The 4801-nt window shown below is 37.2% G+C and carries 6 protein-coding genes; all 6 read right to left on the bottom strand.

All coding sequences use genetic code 11. From position 1 onward, the window contains the following. Positions 1 to 39: 39 nt before the first annotated feature. The 6 genes from DM84_RS04970 to DM84_RS04995 all read right to left on the bottom strand — a co-directional run bounded on the left by DM84_RS04970 (position 40) and on the right by DM84_RS04995 (position 4513). Positions 40 to 768 carry a hypothetical protein gene (locus DM84_RS04970; RefSeq protein WP_250778804.1) on the bottom strand — a complete coding sequence of 243 codons (729 nt, stop codon included), beginning with the start codon at positions 766 to 768 and terminating at the stop codon, positions 40 to 42. Beyond that, positions 743 to 1204 carry a hypothetical protein gene (locus DM84_RS04975; protein ID WP_250778807.1) on the bottom strand — a complete coding sequence of 154 codons (462 nt, stop codon included), beginning with the start codon at positions 1202 to 1204 and terminating at the stop codon, positions 743 to 745. The genes DM84_RS04970 and DM84_RS04975 overlap by 26 nt, the downstream gene beginning before the upstream one ends. A gap of 80 nt (positions 1205 to 1284) precedes the next feature. Continuing rightward, entirely contained in the window at positions 1285 to 1905 is a 621-nt protein-coding gene (locus tag DM84_RS04980; protein ID WP_250778808.1) for a GTA baseplate fiber-binding domain-containing protein, read from the bottom strand. A gap of 111 nt (positions 1906 to 2016) precedes the next feature. Then, positions 2017 to 3372 carry a glycoside hydrolase/phage tail family protein gene (locus DM84_RS04985; RefSeq protein ID WP_250778810.1) on the bottom strand — a complete coding sequence of 452 codons (1356 nt, stop codon included), beginning with the start codon at positions 3370 to 3372 and terminating at the stop codon, positions 2017 to 2019. Next, positions 3350 to 3724, bottom strand: a complete 375-nt coding sequence (locus DM84_RS04990; protein WP_250778812.1) for a hypothetical protein — start codon at positions 3722 to 3724, stop codon at positions 3350 to 3352. Before DM84_RS04990 ends, DM84_RS04985 begins: the two co-directional genes overlap by 23 nt. A gap of 99 nt (positions 3725 to 3823) precedes the next feature. Continuing rightward, the gene (locus tag DM84_RS04995; RefSeq protein ID WP_250778815.1) at positions 3824 to 4513 is read right to left on the bottom strand and encodes a hypothetical protein; all 690 of its coding nucleotides are present in this window, start codon (positions 4511 to 4513) and stop codon (positions 3824 to 3826) included. Between the last annotated feature and the right edge of the window lie 288 nt (positions 4514 to 4801).

Raw genomic sequence — 4801 nt, forward strand, 5'->3', positions numbered from 1 at the left:
ATCTTATAATAACTGGAAAGCTCTTCAATAAGTCTAATGTTATTTCAACGATAGCCTTTCCACTGCTACCTGGTCTACTTTCACCTCTTCCAGTTTTCTGCTTAATTTTTGTTCACGGTATAACTTCTCCCTTTTAGTCCAGGATAAATTATTTCTTCCTACAACTTCAATAGGGTCATAGTTGCCATTATTACAGCTGAACAAGAATAATTTACATGTGCTTATCGGCCTATCATTTTTTGTGATCCTAGTATCAACCCCACGTAATGTACTTACTTGAGCCAAATTGAGAACGTTCATAGATTGTCCAACAAGTCGAAAAATTTCGATATCATATAGCTTTGGTATTCCCTCACTTTCAAGATTGAAAATGCGTCGAACCATATCAAAATAATAACTAGAATCCCCATCTATTGCTTGCTTACAATTGTCTATTGCATCTAATAAGCATCTTTTGAAGTGTGCTTTCACTTCATTAAAAATTTCCTTGTGACTTAATATTTTACCTTTATACCTAGAAAAAATATCAACTATTACATCTGAATTGCCTATCACAATGCAATCGTTGTTAAAATAAAACACGAATGATTTTTTACATTTATCATAGTCACTATCTACCATATTTGCTACACTAAGGTGTGTACAGTTTCCCTTTTTAGATCTGAGCACAATACTCCCCAACAATATTTTTTCAGGAATTGTTATACCCTTTCCTATATGACCATCAACGACACTTAAAGAATCAAAGTCTATATATTCCTCCTTCATATTTTGTAAACTGCCTTAAAAGGGCAAGAGCAATTAATCTGAAAGTATCTATTTCAATGGCAAAGTATGTTCTTTGTTCATCTGTCATATTATACATATGCTTAAAGAAGCTCTTAATACTGATATCTTTACCATCTATTTTCCACCCTGTATCTATTTCACTCCAGTCATATTGGTGTAAGTCCATAACGTGTACTCCTTTAATTCCTTGCAGTTCATGCTTTAAATCATCTATTTGATTTTTCTCAAGCCCAGGACCATTTATAACCAGATATATGTCCCTCTCTTCTTTATTTTTTAATTTATGGTTTTTGATTATATCTAAATAATTAAGGGTACTGTTTTTATCGTCTGGTAAAAATGTACCGTATACCCTCGGTACCCAAGTTAGTATTATTGGTGCTTCATCCGATAATTTTTTTGCGTTATTAGCCATTATTCTAACTAATTTTATGTTACCGCGCTAAGTACAGCAAATTTTCAACAAAATGCAAATAAAATGTCTGAATGCGTAATTTAAGTAGCTTTCAAGAGTTTAAATATTCCCGCCTCCACATTATCCAACGAACCACCATAAGTGGCTGCTTTTAGGTAAAACTTTTTTCCCCTTTGCACTTCGAAAGAAATTATTGAATCATCAAGCAGAACAAATTTTTCACCTGCAGTGTGCTTATACTCTTTAGTGCCTTCTTGCCCTCTAATTAGGTCGCTAAGCTTATATTTGTTTTTACCTATGAGCTCAGCTCTTTGGAATTTTATTACCTCTTTTCCAACTAGCGCTAAATTTGAGGTTGTGCTTATGAACGACAGCTTACCAAAACGCAGCACCACTATAATTTCCTCATTTGTAGATTCCATTACATACCCGTAACTAGACTGCTCGTTTGTGCTTGCAATAGGCTTATAGTCCTTGTTATTATATGAAACAAAGAGTGTCGCTCCTTTCCAATTCTTCTCCTCACTAGCTAAAGTAAAGCTTGCAATATTACCTTTAACATGCGGCAAATCGATCATTTCGACGACGGTTTTACTGATGTGAGAAGCAGGGTATTCTTTAAGCATAAGTGATCTTGTTGAAGGAAAAGAAAGTTTGTATATAGAGCAGTCATAACCAACCCCAATTATTTGAATGGACATGCTTTCAAATTTTGTTTTTATAATTCTCACCGTATGCTTTTTCTTGCCATCTGAAATTGTTATGACATCGCTTGGCGCAAGCCATGCATATTTTATCGGCAGCTTAAAATTTTATATATTTCTCTCTTGCCACGAAGAATAAAGTAAAATTTCAGCTATATTTTGCGCCTCCCCTTCCTCCATGATTAGTGGTATTTCAACCGTTGCAGCATTGCCCCGCTTTGGTAGCTCAGCATATTTCACGTCAATTGGATAACCAAAATTGCGGTTAAAATAAACAACGTTGACCTTATTGTTCAAATCTAGCTGACTGGCGCTCACAAGTTGTATCGGCTTTGAGCTGTGATTGAAAACAATTTCATCAACTGATGTTTCAGTTGTAACTTCCCTGCCCTTTTGGACAAATTTCAGTTTAGAGTCCCGCTCAACAACATCAAAAAAATAGCAACTTTGTAGCATTTTAATAATTGAACGTATCGACTGTTGATCGTTTATTACATACCCAGACAACAATCCTTCAACGTCGCTTGTATCAAACTGATCACTTTTTAAACCCGCCTTTCGCAATAGATCAGATAAAACATCAGAAACATTAAGCCGTGAAATTTTTCCCTCAGTCCAATGCCCTATCTGCCAATTATTGCAATCAGCCCACATATCACACAAATTGGGAAAATAAGGAAATGGCCTTGCATCCCATGCCCAGAGAAACATTTTTTCCACCATTTCTGAATTTTGCCACTTTCTCAGCGTTCCTTCAATTGCAGTTTTTTGCGAAAGAAAGCTCACCTCTCCGTTTGAATATCGCGGATATTTGCTCTCTATGCTATTTTTATCAACAAACACATTTGGCTCATTAGTGCAGCCGTTCATGCTGGGAAATCCATACTCGGTAAACCATATTTTTTTCATCCTTGGTTGCCATTTTGTTTTGCTGCCATCAGGATTTACGTGAGCTTCACTCCACCATTTTTCTATGTTTTTCCACGCATATCTACTGTCGTTATACTTTATTTTCTCAGAGTCGCTTTTTGAGTAATCATAGAAATAATCATACCCAACTCCGCTGCTCCAACCATCGATTACATCTTCCGCGGAATAGCCAAAAGGAGGCTCTGGGCCATCAGTTAGCGGAAAATAAGCATCTATGCCAACGACGTCGATATACTGCGAAGACCAAAGTTCATCCATATTATACCAACCATCATATGAATGATATTCACTCCAATCGGCAGCGTAAGTCACGGTTACTTCCTTCCCAAGCTGAAGTTTTATCTGCTTTGCAAGCTCAGCTAGCTCCATAACTGCAGGATAGTTGTCTTTTGCATCTCTTACTTTGGTTAGCTGCGCAAGTTCAGACCCGATGACAAACCCTTCCACTTTAGTCTGTTTAGCAATGTTCGCATAATGTCCTATAAATTTGTTATACTGACTCTTAAAAAAATCACTTATCTTCAGGAGCCCCACTCAATTTTCCTCGCCACTCTTTGTTTTCTGTGTCGAGCAGGGGCATTGGGTAGAGCATCACCTTATAACCTCTGCTGTGTAACTCTTCTATATATCTTATTAGCGCTGCATCACTAACTGTGCCGCCATACCTTGGATTGCCATTATCATCTTTTGAAATTAGCTGAGCATTATCTCTGGTAATATCTCCCACTTGCCAATTATCGGGTAATATCGCGGAATCGTCTTGAAACTCAACTGCAGGATATATTTTACAATCCTTGATATTTAAACTACTTGCAAACCAATTAACTACTACCGATGCCCACTCAACATTTGGCAAACTTTCTTCCAGTTGATCCAAGGAAAGCATCGCATCGCTCTTTTTAGTGTGATTATTGTGATTTACCCTTTGTGCTAATCCATATGGGATATATTGGCTACTACTTATTCTTTCTCGCGCAATTTTCTTCTATATTTTCGTATCATACACAAACTCTCCTGAACCTGGTATGATATTGATATTCCGAATATTCTCTGCTACTGAAAATCCATTGGACTTCAGTGCAGTTTGCACTTCAGATGTAAACACCGGAACGCGATTGTTATAGTCCGCTAGAGGAAAATTCTTGATGACTATATAAGATATTCCTCTGTAGGCTGGCACATTCCCTTCACCTTCGATTGATAACATAAATGGATCAGGGTTTTGGTCTTCTGTACCACGGTAAAAAGTATAATCTATTTCATCAAAACTAAGTGACGTTGTATCTGCCCAGATTCTGTTTAACTTTTTTACTTCTCCTTTGCAGATTGCAATTGCAAGCGTCGCATAGTAGTTATACGTAGCATTCATACCTCTTTCGGTTTTATTTTTGGTGGTTATTACTTCCTCTTTGATTGGCTGTGCCCAAATAATATTACCTGCAACGCGGGCAGTGCCATAGATAATTGGAATTGTTCTGCCGTAGGTTAAGGTTTGAACTTGCAGATTTTTCAGCCTCGCTCCATGCGTTACCTTTTGCTCGGCATCCAAACCAAAAACTGCATTATCGAGCTGTGCACCAAGAAGAGCACCGAGTTCTGAACCGATAATCCGGCCAATTGGACCAAAAATACTGCCAGCTTGACCTAAAATTGATGATAAAATTATGGTAGACATATAACCCTCCTTTTTGATGAATTTTTTTGAAATTGTTGAGCCAGTGTCACACACATGAACATTGCAGTGCCAAAGTCATGAAAGTAACCTAATGATGTTGTCCCCACATGATGTCACCCCAGTACTTGATACTGGGATCTAGGATACTACTTTAGTAATAAATATTTAAGAAGTTTATCAAATAAAAAGGCAAAGAAATCCCGAGTGGCGAGTTTTGACTCTATAATACTGTGAATTGGCGCTATAATAATTTACTGACGCTTAGTTTAAGCGCGATTTGGCTGAATG

This window comes from Wolbachia pipientis (assembly GCF_023661085.1).
Classification (GTDB): Bacteria; Pseudomonadota; Alphaproteobacteria; order Rickettsiales; family Anaplasmataceae; genus Wolbachia.